This is a genomic window from Streptomyces sp. NPDC004721 (assembly GCF_053601495.1).
The window spans coordinates 52,432-73,970 of record NZ_JBSGBZ010000020.1; the positions used below are offsets into that span (position 1 = coordinate 52,432).

Sequence of the window (21,539 nt, forward strand, 5' to 3'; positions counted from 1 at the left end):
GCCTGGAGCGCTGGATCAGGCCTCCGTGGACTCCACCGCGGTGGCCGTCTTCCCGGTGGTCTGCGCCGGGATCTCGGCGGCGTCCACCGCTGCCTTGGCGGCGGCCGCCGTCTTGCGCGTACGGCGCGGCTTCGGCTCGGCGGCCGTGTCGACGGCCTCCGCGGGGGCCTCGGCGGCCTTGCGGGTCCGGCGGCGCGGCTTGACCTCTGCCTCTGCCTCCGCCGTCGCCGTGACCGCCTTCCGGGTGCGGCGGGGCTTGGCCTCGGCGGTGTCCACGGCGGCTTCCGGCGCGTCCGCGGTGGCCGCGGCCTTGCGGGTGCGGCGGGGCTTGACTGCCGTGGCCTCGTCGGTGACGGGTGCGGCGACCGTGTCGGCGGCCTTGCGGGTCCGCCGGCGCGGCTTGGTCTCCGCCTCGCCGGTGGTGCCCTCGGCGGTGTCCGTCACGGTCTCGGGCGCGGTGGCCGCGGCCTTGCGGGTGCGGCGGCGCGGCTTGGCCTCCGTAGCCTCGGCGACGCCGACCGCCACCTCGGCGGCGCTGTCGGGCCCGTCGGCCACCTGAGCCGGGATCTCCGCGCCGACCGTGTCGGCGGCCTTGCGGGTGCGGCGCGGCTTGGCCTCGGCAGCGGCTTCCGGCGCGTCCGTGGCGGCCGTGGCCTTGCGGGTACGGCGACGGGGCTTGGTCTCTGCCTCGTCGGCGGTGCCCTCGGCGGTGTCCACGGCGGCTTCCGGTGCGGTGGCCGCGGCCTTGCGGGTCCGGCGGCGCGGCTTGACCTTCGCCTCGTCGGCGGTGGACTCCGACGTGGCCAGGGCCGTCTCGGCGCCGGTCTCGGCCGGAGCCGCCGGTTCCGGGGCGGCCTCGGTCACGGTCTCGGCCGGGGCCGTCGTGACCGCCTGCTCCGCCGACTCGCGGGTGCGGCGGCGGCGCGACTTCGCGGGCGCCTCGGTGGCGTCGAGGGCGGGGCCCTCGGCCGTCGTCACCGCGGACTCGGCGGACGCAGCGGACTCGACGGGCTCAGCGGGCTCGGACGGTCCCGTCGGCTCGCCGGCCGTCACCGGCTGCGCCGGCGCACCGCCGCGCAGACGGCGCCGGCGGCGCGGGGTGCGTGTGGCGGATGCCTCCTCCGCGACCGTGGACTCGACCGGCACGGCGTCGGCCGACGTGCCGTCGGCAGGCGTGACCGCTGCCGGGTCCAACGCAGCGCCGCCACGGGTGCGGCGACGGCGGCGCGGCGTACGTGCCGGGCGCTCGCGCTCCGCCGAACGCTCACGGTCCGCCGGGTGGGCCTCGCTCCGGCCACCCCGGCCACCGCGACCGCGTGCACCGCGACCGCCGGTCTCGCCGAGGTCCTCCAGCTCCTCCGCCTCCAGTCCGGCACGGGTGCGCTCCGAGCGCGGCAGGACGCCCTTGGTGCCCTCGGGGATGCCCTGCTCGGCGAAGAGGTGCGGCGAGGTGGAGTACGTCTCGATCGGGTCGTTGAAGTCCAGCTCCAGCGCCTTGTTGATGAGCTGCCAGCGCGGGATGTCGTCCCAGTCGACGAGCGTGATCGCCGTACCCTTCGCGCCCGCGCGGCCCGTACGGCCGATGCGGTGCAGGTACGTTTTCTCGTCCTCGGGCGACTGGTAGTTGACGACGTGTGTGACGCCCTCGACGTCGATGCCGCGGGCGGCGACGTCGGTGCAGACGAGCACGTCGACCTTGCCGTTGCGGAAGGCGCGCAGCGCCTGCTCGCGGGCGCCCTGACCGAGGTCGCCGTGGACCGAGCCGGAGGCGAAGCCGCGGCGCTGGAGCTGCTCGGCGATGTCGGCGGCCGTGCGCTTCGTCCGGCAGAAGATCATCGCCAGCCCGCGGCCGTCGGCCTGGAGGATGCGGGCGACCATCTCCGGCTTGTCGAGCGAGTGCGCGCGGTAGACGAACTGCTTGATGTTCGCGACCGTCGCGCCCTCGTCGTCCGGCGCGGTGGCGCGGATGTGCGTCGGCTGCGACATGTAGCGGCGGGCCAGACCAATGACCGCGCCCGGCATGGTGGCCGAGAACAGCATGGTCTGCCGCCTGGCCGGCAGCATGTTGATGATCTTCTCGACGTCGGGCAGGAAGCCCAGGTCGAGCATCTCGTCGGCCTCGTCGAGCACCAGGCACTTGACGTGCTTCAGGTTCAGCTTCTTCTGGCCGGCGAGGTCCAGCAGGCGGCCCGGGGTGCCGACGACCACGTCGACGCCCTTCTTCAGGGCCTCCACCTGGGGCTCGTAGGCCCGGCCGCCGTAGATCGCGGTGACGCGTACGTTGCGCACCTTGCCCGCGGTCAGCAGGTCGTTGGTGACCTGGACGCACAGCTCGCGCGTGGGGACGACGACGAGCGCCTGCGGGGTGTCGGTGAGGGCCTCGGGCTGCGCGCGGCCCGCCTCGACGTCGACGGGGACCGTGACGCGCTCGAGGAGCGGAAGGCCGAAGCCGAGCGTCTTGCCGGTGCCGGTCTTGGCCTGGCCGATGACGTCCGTGCCCGTCAGGGCCACGGGCAGCGTCATCTCCTGGATGGGGAAGGGAGTGGTGATGCCGACGGCTTCCAGGGCCTCGGCGGTCTCGGGGAGGATCCCGAGTGCTCGGAACGTCGTAGTCAGGGTGCTGCCTCTTCTGTGTGCGCGGTGCGAGGCGAGCGCGGGGGTCGTGTCTGACCGGGCCGGGGACGTCGGCCGCCCACGCGGGCGGGCCGTGTGGCACGGGACCACAGCCGACGCTCTAGCGCTCGAACCGCTTGGAGGTCCCTCCGATCGTCGTACGCACAGTGCCGTACGGTCAGGGAGGGCTGTCGGGTCGGAGCCGATCGGGCCACCGACCGGGCATCCTCATGCGTGCGGCCTGTCGACATACGCCGAAACACGTCGGCGTACTCAGCAGGCGCATTACCACCATACCCCGGAAACGCGCACACGTGATGGCCGATTCGGTCACGTAGCCGTCGTCACACTGGTTGAGCAGGTCCTTCGCAGGCGAGGAGAGCGGGCTATTGTGCGCTTCATGACGAGCTCTGACAAGTCTGACAACGCCTCCGACGCGCCCGCCGAACCCACCGGCATCGCCGCCCAGGGCTGGGCGACGGCCGCCGCCGACCCGCAGTACCGCGCCGCGGTCGTGGACCTGCTCGGCGCCCTCGCGTACGGGGAGCTCGCGGCGTTCGAACGGCTCGCGGAGGACGCCAAGCTGGCGCCCACCCTCGCGGACAAGGCCGAGCTGGCGAAGATGGCGTCGGCCGAGTTCCACCACTTCGAGCGGCTGCGCGACCGGCTCGCGGAGATCGGCGAGGAGCCGACGCTCGCGATGGAGCCGTTCGTGGCCGCGCTCGACGGCTTCCACCGGCAGACGGCGCCCTCGGACTGGCTGGAAGGGCTCGTCAAGGCCTACGTCGGCGACTCGATCGCCAGCGACTTCTACCGGGAGGTCGCCGTCCGTCTGGACTCCGACACGCGCGAGCTGGTCCTGGCCGTCCTGGACGACACCGGGCACGCCGGCTTCGCGGTGGAGAAGGTGCGCGCGGCGATCGACGCGGATCCGCGCGTGGGCGGCCGGCTCGCGCTGTGGGCGCGGCGGCTGATGGGCGAGGCCCTGTCGCAGTCCCAGCGGGTCGTGGCCGACCGGGACGCGCTGTCCACGATGCTCGTCGGCGGCGTCGCGGACGGCTTCGACCTCGCCGAGGTCGGCAGGATGTTCTCCCGGATCACCGAGGCGCACACCAAGCGGATGGCCGCGCTGGGGCTCGCCGCGTAGGACTGCCGGGAGGCGCGGTCAGGGGGTGCGCCGCCGTCGGTGCCGGATCAGGCCGGCGCCGACCGCCGGCGCAGTCTTCCCGCGGGGCGCACCAGCAGGGACAGCGAGGCGGCCGAGACGACCACCGCGCCGAGCAGCGTCGGCAGCAGGCTGCCGGAGCCCAGCGCGCTGTGTGTGACGAAGCCACCGAAGAGGCCCCCCGCGACACCGGTCGACTGCACCAGGAGACGGGACGGCAGGCGGTGGGACAGGCGGTGGAACGCGGTCCAGCCGAACAGCAGACCGATCAGCGCGGAGCCGAGCGTTTCCAAGAACATGTTGGTTCCCTCCCACACGATCGGCCGGTGCCTGGCGGTCGTAGCCGGTCATACCCCTGACCTGCGGAATGCAACCCTCCCTGTGAGCGGATTGTGCGCCACCCGTGAAAGCGCCACCCGTGAAAGGGAGGCACGGGAGGGGCCCGGCGGTTCTCCACCGCCGGGCCCCTCCTGTCGTCCGTGACGCGGCGACTACAGCGCGCCGAAGCCCACCTTGCGCGGGGCCGGCTCACCGAGCTCGACGTACGCGAGGCGGTCGGCCGGTACCAGCACCTTGCGGCCGTGTTCGTCGACGAGGGTCAGCAGCTGCGACTTCCCGGCCAGCGCCTCGGACACCGCCCGCTCGACCTCCTCGGCAGTCTGACCGCTCTCCAGAACGATCTCGCGGGGCGCGTGCTGCACGCCGATCTTGACCTCCACGGCTATGTCCCTCCGACGGTCAGTGAAGTGCGCGACCTTCCGCGCCGTACCAGCACACATTAGCCCGGTGAGGGGACGAGCACGCTCCGCCCGGGAACGCCAGGAGCGAACAGCCCACGGGAACAGAACCCCCGTACGGCGGTGTCCCGGCGGCGTGCGGTGGTGCCGCCGGCGCTCAGTGGTGCTGCTCGGCGCCGTGCAGCGGGAACCCGGCGATGCCGCGCCACGCCAGGGACGCCAGCAACTGGACCGCCTGGTCGCGGGGGACGCTGCGGTCGCTGTGCAGCCAGGAGCGGGCCACCACCTGGGCGAGCCCGCCGAGGCCCGAGGCCAGCAGCATCGACTCCGCGCGCGAGAGGCCGGTGTCCTCCGCGATGACGTCGCAGATCGCCTCGGCGCACTCGTTGGCGACCTTGTCGACGCGCTCGCGCACCGCCGGCTCGTTCGTCAGGTCCGATTCGAAGACCAGCCGGAAGGCACCGCCATCGTCCTCGACGTAGGCGAAGTACGCGTCCATCGTGGCGCGCACGCGCTGCTTGTTGTCGGTGGTCGAGGCGAGCGCGCCCCGCACCGACTGGATGAGCGCCTCGCAGTGCTGGTCCAGCAGGGCGAGGTAGAGGTCGAGCTTGCCCGGGAAGTGCTGGTAGAGCACCGGCTTGCTGACGCCGGCGCGCTCGGCGATGTCGTCCATGGCGGCCGCGTGGTACCCCTGTGCCACGAAGACTTCCTGGGCGGCACCCAGCAGCTGGTTCCGTCGGGCACGGCGCGGCAGGCGCGTGCCTCGCGGGCGTGCCGCCTCTGTCTGCTCGATGGCTGTCACGCCGCCTCCCAAAGTCGTCCACATGCGGTGTGCGCCGCGCCGCCATCGTACTTTTCGGTAACCGTGGTGTGCGCGGTGCGAGCGCAGGATTTCACGGACCGGACGGCGACAAAAGCGGCATAGAGCGTTTCAAACGGGCTCAAGGTGGGCATAAGGCTCCGCTCCTGCTCAGCGGCGGTCTTTGCCGTCGCGTGTCCCGAGCGTCGCCTCACGCGCCACCTCGTCCGCCCCGTCCCTCACCGGTAGTCGTCCTCGTCGATGGAGACGACCCGCGCCTGTTCGATGAGATCGGCCTCGTTGGCCCTGTCCGGGTCCCCGGTGAGGGGTTCGTCGCGGTCCGGCGCGACGTCCGCGTGCTGCTCGGCGGCGTCGCCCTCCGGGGCCTCGACGGCGATCTCCGTGGCGTCGTCGTCCTCGAACGTCTCGGGATCGGTGGGGTCGAATGCCATGCTGGGCTCCCTTCCTGCGGAATGTCCCTGCGCAATGTCCCTGGAAGAAGCAGGGGCCATGGGCGGGTGCCCTCTGTATGAGCGTAGGAGACACCCGATCGCGACGCTATGCGATCCGCGGCCCGATCGGCGGTCCTGTCCGCGCACAATCTGTGACCGCGAACACAGGCGAACACACGAGTCACTACGTGATCGTCTCGTAACATTGCCCGCATGTCTTCGACCGAGCTGCCCTTTGTGCCGCCCGCCAACGTATTTCCGCGGGTGACGCCCGTCGGGGTCGAGGAGGGTGAACGGCTGCGCTCGGTCGAACTGCCGGGGATGACGCTGTCGGTACGCGCGCGGCCGCCCGCGCGGGAGGGGCTGCCGCCCGCGCTGTACGTGCACGGCCTCGGCGGCTCCTCCCGGAACTGGTCCGCCCTGATGCCGCTGCTCGGCGATGTCGTCGACGGCGAGGCGGTCGACCTGCCGGGCTTCGGCGACTCCCCGCCACCGGACGATGGCGACTACTCCGTCACCGGGCACGCGCGCGCGGTGATCCGCTTCCTCGACGCCTCCGGCCGCGGACCGGTGCACCTGATGGGCAACTCGCTGGGTGGCGCCGTGTCCACGCGCGTCGCGGCGCTGCGGCCCGATCTCGTGCGGACGCTCACGCTCGTCTCGCCCGCGCTGCCCGAACTCCGGGTGCAGCGCACCGCCGTGCCGACCGGCCTGCTCGCGGTGCCCGGCGTGACCGCCCTGTTCACCCGGCTCACCCGGGAGTGGACGGCGGAGCAGCGGGTCCGCGGGGTCATGGCCCTGTGCTACGGCGACCCGGGGCGGGTGACGCCCGAGGGGTTCCGCAACGCGGTGGGGGAGATGGAGCGGCGGCTTCAACTGCCATACTTCTGGGACGCGATGTCGCGCTCCGCGCGCGGGATCGTGGACGCGTACACGCTGGGTGGCCAGCACGGCCTGTGGCGGCAGGCCGAGCGAGTCCTCGCGCCCACGCTGCTGATCTACGGCGGCCGCGACCAGCTCGTCGGCTTCCGCATGGCGCAGCGGGCGGCCCGTGCCTTCCGCGGCTCCCGCCTCCTCACCCTGCCGGACGCCGGCCATGTGGCGATGATGGAGTACCCGGAGACCGTGGCCACCGCGTTCCGCGAACTGCTGCTGGACACGGGAGAGTTGGAGACCGGATCGATGACCGAACCGGGAGCGGCCGCCGGGGTTGAGGGTGACGGCGGTGTACGGACCGGCGTCGAAGCCGGCCGCGGGGCTTCCAGAGCCGAGACGGCCGGCCGGACTTCCGGCGCGCAGACCGGCGGTGGCGCTTCCGGCGCCGGCGCGGTCGGTGGTGCTTCCGGCTCGGAGGCCGGCGGTGGAGCCTCCTCCGGCGCGGGTGCGGGGGGCTGAGGGCCGACGTGGGACGCCACAGCCGCCGCGGGCCCGCGCCCAAGGGCAGGACCGAGAACACGAGCATCAGCCGGGACGACCGCGCACCCCAGGAGGGGTACGGGCCACGGGACGGCCACGGGCCGCACGGTGGCCCGGAGGGCTGGGGCGCACGCGAGAACCGGGGCGGCGCCGAGCCGTGGCACGGCCCGAGCGGCCGGCCGGGGCCGGGTTCGAGGCCGCACGCCGGCCCGACACTCGGACCGCGGACCGCCTCCGCGGGCCCGGCCGACGGCGGGCCCCGCTTCCAGGACGGAACCCCGCGTGTCGCCGACGGCACCGGCACTCCGGCGCGGGGTGTTCCCCGACTTCCCGATGACACACCGGCTCGCGGGGTTCCGCGGTTGCCTGACGGGACGCCGACCGGCGGGATTCCGCCGGTTCGTGGTGGGCACCCGGAGCCGCGGGAAGCCGGTGGCGGCTGGGGGCAGTTGGGAGCGCAAGCCATGAACGGGAGCGGTGCTCAGGGGCCGACGGCCTCCGGTCTCGGCAGCTCGACGGGCTTCGGCGGTTCCGCCGCTCCCACCGCCGCCTCCGTGCGCACCCGCGCTCCGATTCCCCGGCAGCGGCGGGCGTCGTCCGCCGGGCCGAGGCAGGACTACCTGGACGCCTTCGACGAGGACGACGACGTCTTCACCCCCCGGCCCCGCCGTGACGTGAGCACCGCGAGCCCGTCCGTGGCGCCGCCCTCCGCTCCGGCCCGGCAGGACGCGGTGGACGACGGGGACGACGACGCCGCACATCCGACCGGCGAGCCCGCGCGGGGCACCGCGGCCAAGGGGAAGACGTTCACCGGCATAGCGGCCGCCGCCGTCACCACCGTGCTCGCCGTCGTCGTCGCCGGACAGGTCGCCGAGGACCAGTCCGGCGCCGGGGCGCTCTCCCAGTCCGCCACCGACCAGGCGGGGCCGGACACCGCCGACATCGCGGGCGCGGACGGCAAGGCGGCCCCGCCCGCGCCGCCGAACGTGTCGGCACTGACGTACGACCAGAAGATGAGCACGAAGTACCCGCTCAGCCCCGCACTCAAGGGCTCCGGCCGGTTCGACGCGGTCCCGGGCTTCGCCAAGGCGCCCGGCACGGGACGCAAGTACACCTACCGCGTCGACGTGGAGCAGGGCCTCGGCCTGGACGGCGAGCACTTCGCCGCGGCCGTGCAGAAGACGCTCAACGACCGCCGCAGCTGGGCCCACGGCGGCGCCCGCACCTTCGAGCGCATCTCCTCCGGCCGCCCCGACTTCGTCATCACGCTCGCCAGCCCGGGCACCACCGCCACCTGGTGCGCCAAGTCCGGCCTGGACACCACCGTGGACAACGTCTCCTGCGACTCGGCCGCCACCGAACGTGTGATGATCAACGCCTACCGGTGGGCGCAGGGCTCCAAGACCTACGGCGACGAGATGTACGCCTACCGGCAGATGCTGATCAACCACGAGGTCGGCCACCGGCTCGGTTACGGCCACGTCACCTGCGACAAGGACGGCGCGCCGGCGCCCGTCATGCAGCAGCAGACGAAGTTCCTCGACCACGACGGAATCCACTGCCTGCCCAACGCGTGGCCCTACCCGGGGAATTGACCGGACGCCGGCCGGACTGGTTCACGACGTGACGTTTCGTGTCCGGCTGATCTCCTAGCGCGACGGAACGCCGTCCGTACGGGAAAGTTACGACTGTTCACCCCTTTTGGTGGCGTGATGGACAACCGTCCATCACGCCACCGTCATGTCCGCATACGTTCGTCCCGCTGCGAGCCGCCGGTGCGACGGCGGCTCCCCACACGGGACAGACGGGAGATCGGGGGTGCACGCGTGCGCATCGGACTGGTGACGGAGGGTGGCTATCCGCATGTGGGCGGTGACGCCGGACTCTGGTGCGAACGGCTCGTGCGCGGGCTCGAACGGCACGAGTTCGACCTCTACGCGCTCAGCCGCAGCCGGCAGCAGGAGGACGAGGGCTGGGTGCCGCTCCCGCCACAGGTCAGCCGGGTCCGCACCGCGTCCCCGTGGGCGGCCGAGGACGACGGGGCCGTGTACGGACGGCGTGCGCGCCGGCGCTTCGCCGAGTGCTACGGGGAGTTGGCGTCGGCGCTGGTCGCGGCGAGCGGCGGCGATCTGCGCGAGTTCGGCGAGCCCGGCACGGCGGCGGCCACCGACGGTGCCGGAATTGAGGCGGACCGTTTCAGCAGCGGGCTGTACGGCCTCGCCGAACTCGCCCGCGACGAGGGCGGCCTGGCGGACGCCCTGCGCTCGGAAGCCGCCGTCCGCGCGCTGGAACGCGCCTGCCGCGCGCCCGGCGCACCGCGGGCGGCGCGCGAGGCCCGCGTCCCCGATCTGCTCACGGTCGCCGCGCACCTGCGGCAGGTGCTGAGCCCGCTGTCGCTCGACTGGTACGAGGACGACGGCCTCGGCGCCACCGACCTCTGCCACGCGGCGGCCGGCGGCACGGCGGCCCTGTCCGGTCTGCTCGCCCGCCACTTCACCGGCGTGCCCCTGCTGGTCACCGAGTACGGCGTACAACTGCGCGCGCACTACCTCGCCACCGGCGCCGACGGGACCGCCCCGGCTGTGCGGGCCCTGCTCGCCGCCTTCCATGGCAGTCTCGCCGCCGAGGTCTACCAGCGGGCCGCCGTCGTCACCCACGGCAACGCGCACGCCCGCCGCTGGCAGGAGCGCTGCGGCGCCGACCGCGCCAAGCTGCGCACCGTCCACCCGGGCATGGACGCCGCTCCCTTCGCCGAGGCAGGGGAGTCGCCGGAGGCCGCCGACCCGGACACGCTCGTGTGGGTCGGCCGCGTCGGGCCGGCCAAGGACCTGGTGTCCCTGCTGCACGCCTTCGCCGAGGTGCGCAAGCGGGAACCTAAGGCACGGCTGCGCATCGTGAGCGCGGGAACCAGCTCCGACGGCGCCGCCTACCTGGGCCACTGCAGGGCGCTCGCCGCCCAGCTCTTCCCCGACGAGGCCGAGGGCCCGCACACGGTCGGGCACAACCCGGTGTCCTTCGAGGAGATCGGCGGCCCGGAGGTGCCGACCCTCGCCGACGCCTACGCCTCGGGCGCCGTGGTCGTCCTGTCGAGCGTGGTCGAGGGCTTCCCCCTCGGCCTGGTCGAGGCCATGCTCTGCGGCCGTGCGACGGTCTCCACGGACGTCGGCGCGGTCGTCGAGGTCGTCGGCGGCACCGGGGTGGTCGTGCCCCCGCGCAATCCACGGGCGCTCGCCGAGGTGTGCGTGAACCTGCTGCGCGACCCCGAGCGCCGTGCGCGCCTCGGCGCCGCCGCCCGCGCCCGCGCACTCGAACTGTTCACCATCGAGCAGAACATCGCGGCCTTCCACGGCATCTACCTGGAGGTCGTCTCGCACTGTCCGGTCCAGCGCGTCGTTCTCGACGAGGCGGGTGAGCCCCTTCCGTTCGCCGCGCCCGCCGAGGCCCATGTGCCCGGCCGCTGGACCCGGGCCGTGGATCACGTCGCGGCACGCTCGCGCCCCAGCTGGGCCACCGGCTCACCGACGGGGTGCGCGGCCCCCACGACCACCACGGAGGCTTCCCGATGAGCGGTCCGAGAACAGGAGACGACCTCGGCACCCCGGCCGACTGGGGCGGTCCGGTCGGCGGTTTCGGCGGGCCCGCCCTCGACCCGAGCCCCTCCGTGCCCTCCCGGCGCGGTGCGGCCGACCCGGTCAAGGTGCTGATGCACCGTCACCGCGAGCTGTGCGAACAGGCCGTCGACCCCCTGGAGATCGCCGCGGGCCTGGAGGCGCACGGCGTCACCGACCGCACCGCCGCCCGCTTCCGCCACCGTGACGTCTTCTCCCTCGCCGAGGAGATGTACGCCCGGATCAGCCGAGACGCCGAGACACCCCCGCGGCACGAGACTGCCGCCGTACCCCGGCTGGGCCTCGGCCGGGCCGCGTTCGGCCTGCTGCCCGGCGCCCTGTGCGCGGCCGCCGTGGCCGGACTGCGCCTGACCGAGGGCCGGACGCGGCTGGGCGTCGCCGCGCTCGGTGTCGTGGCCGTGGGCCTGGGCCTGCGCGCCGTACTCCGCCGCGGCCCGCTGAGCGCCGAGGAGCGTACGCGTCCAGGCCCGCACACGCCCGGCACCCGCACGTGGACGTGCTGGCTCCTCGGCTACGCCCTCCTCGGCGACGGCCTGCTCGGCGCGGCCGTCGGCGGCGGGCCCGACGGACTGCCCGACGGCACCGCTGCCGGGGCCTGGCCTCTGGCCACCGCCCCCGTGCTGGCCCTCGCCCTGGCCTGCGCACCGGCGGCCTGGACCGCGCACCTCTTCACCGTGGGCGCCCGGCGCAAGGTGACCGCAAGCCGGGGCCTCGAGGAGTTCGCCGCGTCCGTACGGCCCCTGCTGCTCGGCGCGTTCGGCCTGTTCCTGTGCGCCCTGGCCGCCCTGCTCGCGGTGTGCGGCGCGATCCTGGACGAGCCCGCCGGCTACGCCCCGGCCCTCACACTGGGCGCGCTGCTGCTGCTCGCACGCCTTCTCACCACGCACGGCTTCACACACGCCCCGGCCGTCGCCCTCGGCGCCGCGGCCGCGGCCGAAGTGGCGGCCCAGGCCATCGTCTTCACCGCCCGCCTCCCCGGCTGCGGTGCCCTCGCAGCCCCGGTCGACACCCTCATGGCCGCCTGGGGCCCCGGTGGCGTACCCGCCCTCGCCTGCGGAGCCGCCGCCCTGGCCCTCCTCCTGCACGCGACCCGCACGCTGACCCGGGCCTCCGCCCATGCCCTGGCGGAGCGGCAACCGTGAGGGACACGGGGCCGGTCCCGGTCATCCCTGCGCGCCCCCGTACGGCCGAAGCCACGGGTCCCGCCTGCGTTTCCCCGCCGACCGCAGGCACTTGAGCCGACGCAGGCCCCCGTCTCACCGCCGGAGCCCGTCGCACCACCGCCCAGAAGGAGAACACCAAATGATCACCGCCCGATCCGGAGCGTCCGGAGCATCCGGAGCCACCGGAGCGCACACCCCGGGAGCCGCCCGATGAGGGTTCTGCTGATCGGAGCCAGCGGATACCTCGGCCGCTTCGTCGCCGACCGCCTGCTCGCCGACCCGGCCGTCCAGCTCACCGCGCTGGGCCGCGGCGACGACGCCGACGTCCGCTTCGACCTGGCGGCCGGCAGCCCCGGAGCGCTCACCCGCTTCCTGGACGCGGTCCACCCCGGCGTCGTCGTGAACTGCGCGGGCGCCACCCGCGGCGGCGCCCGCGACCTCACCCGGCACAACACCGTCGCCGTCGCCACCGTCTGCGAGGCCCTGCGCCGCAGCGGCTGCGGCGCCCGCCTGGTGCAGGTCGGCTGCAGCTCCGAGTACGGCCCCAGCCAGCCCGGCTCCTCCACGGCCGAGGACGCCGTGCCCCGCCCCGGCGGCCCGTACGGCGTCAGCAAGCTCGCCGCCACCGAACTGGTTCTCGGCTCCGGCCTGGACGCCGTCGTGCTCCGTGTCTTCTCGCCCGCCGGACCCGGCACCCCGGCCGGTTCGCCGCTCGGCCGGCTCGCCGAGGCCATGCGCCGCGCCATGCAGTCCGGCGACAGCGACCTCAAACTCGGCGGTCTCGGCGTCCAGCGTGACTTCGTCGACGTCCGTGACGTGGCCCGCGCCGTGCACGCCGCCTCCCTCTCGGCCGCCCAGGGTGTCATCAACATCGGCTCGGGCCGCGCCGTCCGGCTGCGCGACGCCGCGGCGATCCTCGCCCGCGTCGCCGGATACGGGGGCGCCCTGCACGAGCTCGACGGCCCGCCCGGCGGCCACCTCAGGGCCGCCATCGGGCACCCCCGGACCGAGTCGGACCACCCCGCCCCGGTCGCGTACCCGTACCCCGACGGCTGCGGCAGCTGGCAGCAGGCCGATGTGCGCACGGCCCGCGACCGGCTCGGCTGGCGGCCCCGGATCAACCTCGAAGAGTCCCTGGCCGACATCTGGATGGAGGCGGCATGCCGTATCTGACCAGCACCTCCGTGGGCATCTCGAGCACCGGACTGCGCACCGGACTCGGCGTCCCCGGCTGGGCCCACCCCCTTCTCGCCCCGGCCGAGTGGAGCGAACTCACCCGGCCCGGAACGCCCCTGCACTGGGTCGTCCTCAACGTCGCCGACGGTCCCGGCGTCCAGCCCGACCCGCACTGCCTGGAGGCGGCGGGACGGCTGCGCAACGCGGGCGTCCGCGTCCTCGGCCACCTCGACGGCGGGCACGGCGCCCGGTCCTCCACCGAGCTGATCTCCGAAGCGCGCCGGTACCTCGAGTGGTACCGGGCCGACGGTTTCCTGCTGGACCGCTGCCCCGCCGACCGCGCCGGGCTGCCCGAGGTCCGCCGTACGATCGGCGCTCTGAGGGCCGTGCGTGACGATGCCCATATCGTCCTCGGCCACGGCACCCACCCGCACCCCGGCTACGCCGAGAACGCCGACCAACTGGTGACCTTCCGCGGCCCGTGGAGCGACTACCGCTGGTCGCAGGCCGCGGAGTGGACCGCCGACTATCCGCCCGAGCGCTTTTGCCACTTCGTGCACGGCGTTCCGCGCGGCCACCTCGACGAGGCGCTGCGGATCGCCCGCTGGCAGGGGGCGGCGACCATCTGGTTCACCGACCGCTCCGACCGCGACGGCACGGCCGCCCCCTGGGAGGACATGCCCGGTTACTGGGACGAAATCGTCTCGCGGATCGGACGAGGTGTCTCGGAATGAAGAAGGCCGTGGCAGTGTTACCAGAAGAACAACCGTAGTGTTTGACCGACCAACGGAGTCCCCGTGTCGCTGCCACCCCTGGTCGAGCCCGCTCCCGAGCTCACCGTAGACGAGGTCCGCAGGTACTCCCGCCACCTGATCATTCCCGACGTGGGGATGGACGGGCAGAAGCGGCTGAAGAACGCCAAGGTGCTCTTTGTGGGTGCCGGCGGGCTGGGTTCGCCGGGTCTGATGTACATGGCCGCGGCGGGCGTCGGCACGCTCGGCATCGTGGAGTTCGACGAGGTGGACGAGTCGAACCTGCAGCGCCAGGTCATCCACAGCCAGTCCGACATCGGCCGCCCCAAGGCCGAGTCCGCGCGCGACACCATCAAGGGCATCAACCCGTACGTGGACGTGGTCCTTCACCAGAAGCGGCTCGAGGCCGACAACGTGAAGGGGATCTTCAGCCAGTACGACCTGATCGTCGACGGCACGGACAACTTCGCGACCCGGTACCTGGTCAACGACGCCTGCGTGCTGCTGAACAAGCCGTACGTGTGGGGCTCGATCTACCGCTTCGACGGCCAGGCCTCCGTCTTCTGGTCCGAGCACGGCCCCTGCTACCGCTGCCTCTACCCGGAGCCGCCGCCGCCCGGCATGGTCCCCTCCTGCGCCGAGGGCGGCGTCCTGGGCGTGCTGTGCGCGTCCATCGGCTCCATCCAGGCCAACGAGGCCATCAAGCTGCTGACGGGCATCGGCGAGCCGCTGGTCGGGCGTCTGATGATCTACGACGCCCTGGAGATGCAGTACCGCCAGGTCAAGGTCCGCAAGGACCCCGACTGCGCGGTCTGCGGCAAGAACCCGACCGTCACCGAACTCATCGACTACGAGGCCTTCTGCGGCGTCGTCTCCGAGGAGGCCCAGGCGGCGGCCGCCGACTCGACGATCACTCCCAAGCAGCTCAAGGAGTGGATCGACGACGGTGAGAACATCGAGATCATCGACGTCCGCGAGCCGAACGAGTTCGAGATCGTCTCCATCCCGGGCGCCCGGCTGATCCCGAAGAACGAGTTCCTCATGGGCTCCGCCCTGGAGAGCCTCCCGCAGGACAAGAAGATCGTCCTGAACTGCAAGACGGGTGTCCGCAGTGCGGAAGTCCTCGCCGTGCTGAAGTCCGCGGGCTTCGCGGATGCCGTGCACGTCGGCGGCGGCGTGATCGGCTGGGTCAACCAGATCGAGCCGGAGAAGCCGGTCTACTGATCGCCGGTTCCGTCGACCAGCGACACTGACGAAGCCCACGGCTCTGACCAGGTCGGATGCCGTGGGCTTCTGTCGTTGTCGGCACGCGCTCACGCCGACCGCCCCCAGCCACAGCGGGTTTCGGGGTATCCGAAGCCCCCGCCGTCGTCAGGAACAGACCTTGCCGTCCCTCGGCACCGTGCCGTGCAGCAGATACGCGTTCACCGTCGAGTCCACGCAGTCGCTTCCGCTGCCGTACGCACCGTGGCCCTCTCCCTTCCAGGTGAGTTCCACACCGACGCCCTTGCCGAGCGCGTCCGCCATTTTCCGGGCGCCTTCGTAGGGCGTCGCCGGGTCCCCGGTGTTGCCGATCAGCAGGATCGGCGCCGCACCCGGCGCGCTGACCTGAGGGGTGTCGTGCTGACCGGGCACCGGCCAGTCGTGGCACCAGCCGGCCGTGTCCCAGGCCATGAAGGCGCCGAACAGCGGCGAGATCCGCTCGAACTCGGGCAGCAGCTTCCTCGCCTCCTCCGGCGTCGGCCGCTGCTTGGCGTCCAGGCACGATATGACCCGTTGGGCGTGGGTCGTCGTGCCGTAGTGGCCCGAGTCGTCACGGTCGTTGTAGGCGTCGGCGAGGGACAACAGCCTTGATCCGTCGCCCTGTTCCGCCGCGGCGAGGGCGCTTGTCAGGGCCGGCCAGCCGCTCTTGCTGTAGAGCGGCAGCGCGATGCCGGTGAGCGCCGACGTCTGCGTCAGCTTCCGCCCCGAGGGGGTCGTGGGCAGCGGCTCGGAGTCGATTCGCCGCAGCAGGTCCGCGATCTTCCGCGAACCGCGCTCCGGATCCTCGCCGGTGGACTTCAGGTAGGCGTCCAGCGCCCGCTGGAATCCCCTGGTCTGGTTCAGCGCGTGGCCCACGGAGTCCGCGGTCGGGTCCACCACCGCGTCCAGCACCACCCGCCCGACGCGCTGCGGGAACAAGTGGGCGTACACACCGCCGAGTTCGGTGCCGTAGGACATGCCGAAGTAGTGCATCCTGGCGTCGCCGAGCACGTGGCGGATCAGGTCCATGTCCCGGGCGGTGTCGGTCGTCGAGACGTGGGCGAGCAGCTTTCCGGCCGCCTTCCGGCAGCCCTGGCCGAAGTCGGCCGCGTCCTGGAAGTAGGCCCGCTCCTCGGCTGCGGTGTCCGGTGTCACGTCGATCGCCTCGGCGGCCTGGATCCGCCGGTCGCTGCGGCAGCGCACGCCCGAACTGCCGCCGACCCCGCGCGGATCCCAGCTCACCAGGTCGTATCGCTGCCGCAGGGCGGTGACCTCGGACGCGTACGACGGCAGCGCGGCCACGCCCGAGCCACCGGGGCCGCCGAAGTTGAACAGCAGGGAACCGGTGCGCTCCGCGGTGGCCCTGGCGCGGATGAGGGAGAGGCCGATGGTCTCGCCGTCCGGCCGGGACCAGTCCAGCGGTGCCTTGAGCGTCGCGCACCGCCATTCGTCGCCCGGCGCGGGCGAGTCGGCCGTGGCCGCGCAGCGGCCCCAGTCGAGCCGCTGCGAGGTGAGCGAGGGGGGCTGCCGCGCGGAGGGCGTGCCGGCCGGTGCGGCCGGCACCGGAGCGGACCGGTCCTTTCCGTCGTCCGCGCTTCGGCCCGCCGGCCCGCTGCCGCACCCGGCCAGCAGCACCGCGGCGGCGACCGCGGCCGCCCACTGCGTCAGACGCGCCATGTGCTTCCCCCCTCACAGGCTCTCCGCGGATCGGCCGCGGGAAGCGTTCAGGCCATGGTAGGCAGATCCCACCACCCTCGTGGGAGCCTGTGGATAGCCATCTGACCTGCTCTTTTGTGTGAGGTGGGGAGGTAGCGGCCCTTCGCCGGGCTACGCGCAGACCGTCCCGGCCGGTGGCACCTTTCCATCGAGCAGATAGCTGTTCACCGCGTTCTGCACACAAGGATTCTTGCTGTTGTACGCGCCGTGCCCCTGGCCCTGCCAGGTGAGTTCGATGCCGACGCCCTTGCCCAGCGCGTCCGCCATCCTCTTGGCGCCGCCGTACGGAGTCGCCGGGTCGCCGGTGTTGCCCACCACGAGGATCGGCGCAGAACCCGGCGCGCTCACGTCGGCGTGGGCAGCCGCACCCGGCACCGCCCATTGGGTGCAGCTGAGCATGCCCCAGGCGAGGAAGTCCCCGAACACCGGCGAGGCGGCCCGGAACTCGGGCAGCTTCTGCTCCACGAAGGCGGGGGTGTAACGCTGCTTCTGGTCCGCGCAGTTGATGGCGGTGTTCGCGGCGGCGAGGTTGTTGTACTCGCCGTTGGCGTTGCGGCCGTTCATCGCGTCGGACAGCAGCATCAGGATCTGGCCGTTGCCGGCGTAGGCCAGCTGGAGCCCCTCGGTGAGCGGGGCCCAGAGCTCCTTGGAGTACAGGGCCTGGGCGATGCCGTTGGTCGCGGCGGTCCGCGTCAGCCGGCGCGGGAAGATGCCGGAGAGCGGATTGGTGTCGAGCTTCTTGAGCAGAGCGGCGATGCGGTCCTCGACGTCCCGGACGCTGCTGCCGATCGGGCATTTGGTGCCCTTCGAGGCGCAGTCCTTCGCGAAGTTGTCGAGGGCGAGCTGGAAGCCCCTGGCCTGGCCGAGCGAGGCCTGCTCGGGGGTCTGGGTGGGGTCGACGACCCCGTCGAAGACTGCGCGGCCCACGTGCTTGGGGAACAGATGCGCGTACACGCCGCCGAGTTCGGTGCCGTAGGAGATGCCGAAGTAGTGCAGCTTGGCGTCGCCGAGGACCTGGCGGATCAGGTCAATGTCGCGGGCGGCGTCGGTGGTGCGCACATGCGGCAGGATCTTCCCGGATTTCTTCTCGCAGGCGGCGTTGAACTGCTTGGTGTTGTTCACGAACGTGGCACGTTCGGCGGCGGTTTGCGGTACCGCGTCCTGCTGGAAGTGCTGGTCGAGCTGTGCGTCGGTCTTGCATTTCACGCCGGCGCTGCGCCCCACCCCGCGCGGGTCGAAGCTCACCAGGTCGTAGCGGGAGCGCAGCCTGGTGTAGTCCTGGGCGATCGCGGGCAGCGTGGCGATGCCGGAGCCGCCCGGGCCGCCGAAATTGAAGAGCAGCGAGCCGATGCGCTTGCCGGGCCCGATCGCCTGCGTCCGGATCAGCGCGATGTCGATCGTGTTGCCCTTTGGCTTGCTCCAGTCCAGCGGCGCCTTCATGGTGGCGCACTGCCACTTGCCGCCGTTGGGCAGCGGCGAGGGTGCGGCCCCGCCGCCCTCCGACGCGGACGGCGCCGAGCAGTCCTTCCAGTCCAGCCCCGGGTCCGTCGGCCCCCCGCCGACGGAGAGCCCGCCGCAGCCTGCCGTCAGGGCGCTCAGCAGGACGGTGGTCGTGGTCAGGGCGGCGGCGCGCAGCCCGTGGCGCTTGTGCATGCCCCCATCCTCATACCGCCGGCGGCCACCCGCGCGGGACGCGGGCCGTTCGGAGTACGCGCGGCCGCCGTCCCTACAGGGCGCCCTTGCGGGACAGGTGGTTGAAGGCCAGCCAGCCGGGCAGGACCGGCAGCCACAACGTCAGCAGCCGGAACATCAGCACCGCGGGCGCGGCCACTTCCTTCGGCAGGCCCACCGCGATCAGGCCGACCGTGAGGGTGGCCTCGACCGCGCCCACGCCGCCCGGGGTCGGCGCGGCCGAGCCGAGCGCGTTGCCGGCGAGGAAGACGACGGCGACGCTGGCGATGCTGAGCGAGGTCGACTGGTCGCCGAAGGCCCGGATCGAGGCGTCCAGGCACATCACGAAGCAGAACGTCAGCAGCAGCATGCCGCCGATGCCGGTGACCAGCTTCTGCGGCCGCTGGAGCACGTCCAGCATGCGCGGCACGACACCCGCGAAGAGCGAACGCACGCGCGTGACGACGAACTTCCGCAGGAACGGCACCGAGGTGACCACCAGCACGAGCACCGCGACCGTCAGCAGGCCCGCGATGACCGTCCGGGACGGCGACAGGGACGGCGTCTTCTCGGTGCCGGTCAGATAACCGAAGGACAGCAGCATCAGGATGTGGCAGCCGAGCCCGAACAGCTGCGAGGCGCCGACACTGGCCACCGCGAGCCCCGGGCGCACGCCCGCGCGTTGCAGGAAGCGCGTGTTCAGGGCCACGCCGCCGACCGCGGCCGGTGCCACGATCTTCACGAACGAGCCGGCGACCTGCGCCGCCACCGTCCGTACGAACGGGACGCGCTCCGGTACGAAGCCCAGCAGTGCCATGGCGGCGGCGACATAGCTGAGCGCCGAGAAGAGCACCGCCGCGATCACCCAGCCCCACTGGGCGTGGGCGAAGAGCGTGCCGAACTCGATGTGCGTGAGCTGGGTCAGCAGGTAGTAGGCGCCGATGGCACCCGCGATGAAACTGATCAGCGTGCGGGGCCGGACCCGCTCCAGCCGGGCCGGCTCGACCGGCGCCTGCGGCCTGATCCGCAGCACCTGGTGGCGGATCTGGGTGAGCAGATCCTCTTCGCGGGCCTCCTCCAGTGCCTCGCCGATGGCCCGCTTCTCCGCCCGTGCCTCGGCACGCTCGGCCTTCTTGTCCTTCTTGTCGGGCCTCTCCGGCTTTTCCAGCTTTCCTGTTTTTTCCGGTTTCTCTGTCTTCTCCGTCTTCTCTGTTTTTTCCAGGTCGACCGTGGCGGTGTCGCCGGTGCCTCCACTGTCCTGGGCGGCCTGCTCCAGGCGGGCCTGCTTGGCCTGCCGGGACGACTCGAGCACTGCCTCGCGTTCCCGTTGCGCCCGCTCCCGGGCCAGCCTGCGCAGTGTCGCGCGCGTGGAGCGCGTCAGCGCGATGGGCTGGAGCATGGGCAGACAGTCGGCGACCGCGTCGGGTCCCAGGACGCCGACCGCGGAGGCCACGGAGCGCTCCGCGCCCACCCGCAGGCCGAGCGTCGTCAGCAGTTGGGCGATGTCCATGCGCAGCAGCAGATCACCGGCCGCGATCTCGCCGCCGCGCAGGTCGGTGAGGATCACCTTGCGGGAACGATCCACCAGGATCGCGTCACCGGCCAGCCTGCGGTGTGCGATGCGCCGTGACTGCAAGGCCCGCACCTGCTGCCAGGTGTGGTGCAGCAGTTCGTCGGTGATCTCCTCGTCCGCCAGTGAGTCGAGTGTGCGCCCGCCGGTGTGCTCGTAGACGAGCATCACGGCGTCGGGGCCGAGCTCGGAGGTCGCGATCAGCTTGGGCGCGTTGGCGCCGGCCGCGATGGCCGCGTAGGCGAGGAGGGCCTCCTGCTCCAGGGCCTGGCGCAGCGACTGCAGGCTGCGGCGGGTGGCGAAACCGCGCAGCGTGAGGTTGCGCCACACGCGGTAGAAGAAGCCCTGTGCCTGCTGCTCGCGGTCGACGACCGTGACGTCAAGCGGTGGTCCATCCTCCAGGGTGACGAAGTAGCGTCGGCCGCGGTCGCCGCTGTCCGCGGTCTCGGCCGCCTCCTCGCGGGCCGCGCTGACCGGGTGGAAGCCGACGGTCCGCAGGCCCGCCACCAGGGTCCGTCCCGTGGGGCGGACGTTCGGTGAGCCGACCGCGTACAGGGTTCCGTAGGCGATGGTCCAGCCGATCAGTACCGTCAGGATGATCGAGAACGGCGTGGTGTACCCGGTGACCAGCATCGAGAAGGCGTCGAGCAGCAGCACGATCCACAGCACCGCGCGCCAGCGCGGCCGGCGGGACATGCCGACCGCCGTCATGTACGCGATGACGGGAGCGAGGTAGCCGTGCACCGGATCGGTGAGCGCGTGGACGTTGCCGGGGGAGGGCTGGGTGAGCGCGTCCTGGATCGAGTGCGGGGCGCCCTTGGCGACCCACAGGTCGGTGGCGAGCGTCACCCCGTGCGCGAGGACGGCCGCGAGCACGCCGTCGGCGATCCGCAGCCCGTCCCGTTTGATCAGCCGCTCGATCGCGAAGGCGACCGGGACCAGCAGGATCGCGATGCTGGACGCCAGCCCGGCGATCTTGATGAGCAGGTCGGGGGCCTGGCCGGTGCCCTTGTTGATGTCCTGTTCGAGGCCCGAGGTGGTGCCGTGCGCGAACCCGGCGATCGCCAGCAGTACGACGATGGCGAGTACGCCCACCAGCAGCCGCATCAGGTCGGAGGGACGGTGCACGCGCGCGGGAAGCAGCGGCTCGTCGCCCTCGAGTTCGTCGGCGTGCGTCACGACGTCCTCCTCCGTGGGCTTCCTGCCCGCCTTCGGAGCGTCCGTGTCACCGGCCTTCGGAGAGCCCGTGCCCCCCGCCCTCCGAGCGTCCGTGCCGCCGGTGCCGGGGCGCGACGAAACTCCAGAGGTGCCCTCCGCGTCATCGGGGTGCACGCCCTGCTGCTTCATGGTCTCTTCTTGGTCTCGTATCACCGGTCACCGCCCGCACGATGGTGGCATGTCCCACCGGCACACAGGGGCATCAGGGTGCATATGCGGG

16 protein-coding genes are annotated in these 21,539 nt (G+C 72.7%); 8 read left to right on the top strand and 8 right to left on the bottom strand.

Translation table 11 applies throughout. The features are described from left to right. Window positions 1–15 precede the first annotated feature (15 nt). Window positions 16–2,523, bottom strand: coding sequence for a DEAD/DEAH box helicase (locus ACWEK3_RS20065; RefSeq protein ID WP_453250239.1), 2,508 nt, complete (start codon window positions 2,521–2,523; stop codon window positions 16–18). 490 nt (window positions 2,524–3,013) lie between these two features. On the opposite strand from ACWEK3_RS20065, the gene ACWEK3_RS20070 reads away from it, so the two are divergent. Further along, window positions 3,014–3,760, top strand: coding sequence for a ferritin-like fold-containing protein (locus ACWEK3_RS20070; RefSeq protein ID WP_376396737.1), 747 nt, complete (start codon window positions 3,014–3,016; stop codon window positions 3,758–3,760). Between the two features lie 47 nt (window positions 3,761–3,807). On the opposite strand, the gene ACWEK3_RS20075 is transcribed toward ACWEK3_RS20070, so the two are convergent. The 4 genes from ACWEK3_RS20075 to ACWEK3_RS20090 form a co-directional block, all read right to left on the bottom strand. Further along, window positions 3,808–4,077, bottom strand: coding sequence for a hypothetical protein (locus ACWEK3_RS20075; RefSeq protein WP_361414382.1), 270 nt, complete (start codon window positions 4,075–4,077; stop codon window positions 3,808–3,810). A gap of 192 nt (window positions 4,078–4,269) precedes the next feature. Continuing rightward, window positions 4,270–4,497, bottom strand: coding sequence for a DUF3107 domain-containing protein (locus ACWEK3_RS20080; protein WP_141358638.1), 228 nt, complete (start codon window positions 4,495–4,497; stop codon window positions 4,270–4,272). A 175-nt stretch (window positions 4,498–4,672) separates the two neighbouring features. Further along, on the bottom strand, window positions 4,673–5,317 hold the full coding sequence (locus ACWEK3_RS20085) for a TetR/AcrR family transcriptional regulator (protein WP_361414384.1): 645 nt from the start codon (window positions 5,315–5,317) through the stop codon (window positions 4,673–4,675). A gap of 236 nt (window positions 5,318–5,553) precedes the next feature. Continuing rightward, window positions 5,554–5,766, bottom strand: coding sequence for a hypothetical protein (locus tag ACWEK3_RS20090; protein ID WP_361414386.1), 213 nt, complete (start codon window positions 5,764–5,766; stop codon window positions 5,554–5,556). 213 nt (window positions 5,767–5,979) lie between these two features. Here ACWEK3_RS20090 and ACWEK3_RS20095 point away from each other — a divergent pair, with 213 nt between their 5' ends. The 7 genes from ACWEK3_RS20095 (at window position 5,980) to moeZ (ending at window position 15,126) form a co-directional block, all read left to right on the top strand. After that, window positions 5,980–7,161 carry an alpha/beta fold hydrolase gene (locus ACWEK3_RS20095; protein WP_450543028.1) on the top strand — a complete coding sequence of 394 codons (1,182 nt, stop codon included), beginning with the start codon at window positions 5,980–5,982 and terminating at the stop codon, window positions 7,159–7,161. Between the two features lie 8 nt (window positions 7,162–7,169). Beyond that, entirely contained in the window at window positions 7,170–8,777 is a 1,608-nt protein-coding gene (locus tag ACWEK3_RS20100) for a DUF3152 domain-containing protein (RefSeq protein ID WP_453250240.1), read from the top strand. A gap of 231 nt (window positions 8,778–9,008) precedes the next feature. Then, window positions 9,009–10,748, top strand: a complete 1,740-nt coding sequence (locus ACWEK3_RS20105) for a DUF3492 domain-containing protein (RefSeq protein ID WP_453250241.1) — start codon at window positions 9,009–9,011, stop codon at window positions 10,746–10,748. Further along, window positions 10,745–11,953: a hypothetical protein gene (locus ACWEK3_RS20110; RefSeq protein ID WP_450543034.1), complete on the top strand. Its 1,209-nt coding sequence runs from the start codon at window positions 10,745–10,747 to the stop codon at window positions 11,951–11,953. Before ACWEK3_RS20105 ends, ACWEK3_RS20110 begins: the two co-directional genes overlap by 4 nt. 231 nt (window positions 11,954–12,184) lie before the next feature. After that, window positions 12,185–13,147: an NAD-dependent epimerase/dehydratase family protein gene (locus tag ACWEK3_RS20115; RefSeq protein WP_376546790.1), complete on the top strand. Its 963-nt coding sequence runs from the start codon at window positions 12,185–12,187 to the stop codon at window positions 13,145–13,147. Further along, window positions 13,135–13,884: a spherulation-specific family 4 protein gene (locus ACWEK3_RS20120; RefSeq protein ID WP_450543036.1), complete on the top strand. Its 750-nt coding sequence runs from the start codon at window positions 13,135–13,137 to the stop codon at window positions 13,882–13,884. Before ACWEK3_RS20115 ends, ACWEK3_RS20120 begins: the two co-directional genes overlap by 13 nt. A 63-nt stretch (window positions 13,885–13,947) precedes the next feature. Beyond that, complete coding sequence (moeZ, locus tag ACWEK3_RS20125) at window positions 13,948–15,126, top strand: adenylyltransferase/sulfurtransferase MoeZ (RefSeq protein WP_453250242.1); 1,179 nt, start codon at window positions 13,948–13,950, stop codon at window positions 15,124–15,126. 147 nt (window positions 15,127–15,273) lie between these two features. Here moeZ and ACWEK3_RS20130 read toward each other — a convergent pair whose 3' ends face one another. From ACWEK3_RS20130 to ACWEK3_RS20140, 3 genes are all read right to left on the bottom strand, one after another. Beyond that, a complete protein-coding gene (locus ACWEK3_RS20130; protein ID WP_453250243.1) occupies window positions 15,274–16,821 on the bottom strand; it encodes an alpha/beta hydrolase in 1,548 nt (515 codons plus the stop codon). Between the two features lie 150 nt (window positions 16,822–16,971). Beyond that, window positions 16,972–18,513 (bottom strand): alpha/beta hydrolase, encoded by a 1,542-nt coding sequence (locus ACWEK3_RS20135; protein WP_453250244.1) that lies wholly within the window; start codon window positions 18,511–18,513, stop codon window positions 16,972–16,974. Window positions 18,514–18,586: 73 nt separating this feature from the next. Next, on the bottom strand, window positions 18,587–21,448 hold the full coding sequence (locus ACWEK3_RS20140; RefSeq protein WP_450543044.1) for a lysylphosphatidylglycerol synthase domain-containing protein: 2,862 nt from the start codon (window positions 21,446–21,448) through the stop codon (window positions 18,587–18,589). Window positions 21,449–21,539: the final 91 nt, after the last annotated feature.